This is a genomic window from Pseudoalteromonas sp. NZS11_1 (assembly GCF_015864275.1).
GTDB classification, from domain to species: domain Bacteria; phylum Pseudomonadota; class Gammaproteobacteria; order Enterobacterales; family Alteromonadaceae; genus Pseudoalteromonas; species Pseudoalteromonas arctica.
In genome coordinates this window covers 1-1,126 of the sequence record NZ_JADYXK010000063.1, presented here as the reverse complement: position 1 = coordinate 1,126, position 1,126 = coordinate 1, and the positions used below count along the sequence as shown (strand labels likewise).

Annotated in this window: 1 protein-coding gene; it reads left to right on the top strand. The window is 50.8% G+C overall.

From position 1 onward, the window contains the following. Window positions 1-1,126, top strand: a 1,126-nt coding sequence (locus I6F44_RS19495) for an Ig-like domain-containing protein (RefSeq protein WP_197174409.1), incomplete at both ends; no start/stop codon positions are given.

Here is a 1,126-nt window from a genome sequence, read left to right as displayed (position 1 = left end):
TCACTGTTGATGTTGCAGCACAAAGCGACAGCAACACGCCAATCATAAGCGGCACAAGCGATGCAGGTGAGGGTGCACAAGTGACGATTGTGGTTACCGACAGCAATGGCAACCCACAAACTATCACCGCCCTTGTGGATGCAAACGGTGATTGGAGCGCCACACCAGCGACACCATTAAGTGAAGGTCAAAGCACCATTGAAGTAAGTGTACGCGACAGTGTTGGCAATGAAACCACCGTGAGTGACACCACGACTATCGACACGCAAGCGCCAACGCTCACCATTCAAAACGTAGGCGATGTTAGCGATTTAACACCTGAGCTGCAGGGCACCAGTAATGAAATTGGTGGCACTGTCACACTCACTATCACGGATAGCGCAGGTGCTGTGCAAACCATTGATACAATAGTTGACAGCGATGGCCACTGGGTTATTGAAGTATCAAACGCGCTTGCCCAAGGTGACTTCACAGTTGTTGCGAGCATTACCGATGCCGCAGGCAATGAGAGCACAGCGAATAGCAGTGGCAATGTTGATACGGTTACACCAATCGTCACTGTTGACGCATTGGGTCTAGGTAACGACAGCACCCCAGTTGTTAGTGGTACCTCAACAGAGCCTGAAGGCACGGTTGTAAACATTGTTATTACTGACAGCAACGGTGATGAACACCCCATCACCGCCACCGTGGATGCAAACAGTGATTGGCAAGCAACCAGCCCTGAATTACCAGATGGAAGCTACACCGTGCAAGCCAGTGTCACCGATGATGCAGGCAACACAGGTGGTGCAACACAAACAGGCAACTTAGATACCTTAGCGCCGACACTGACGTTAGACACAGTCGGTGCAACCAACGACAGCACGCCAACAATTAGCGGGACATCGAACGCGCCAGCGGGCACAGTGATAAACATCAGTGTAAGCGACGGCACCACAACAGAAACGTTCACCGCAACAGTACAAGCCGATGGCAGTTGGTCAGCAGATGTACCGAACGCGTTAACTGATGGTCCACTCACTATCGAAGCAAGCGTCAGTGACAGTGCAGGCAATACCACCACGTTAAGTGAAGGCGCAACATTGGATACCAATGCACCGAGTATTAATATTGATGCATTAAT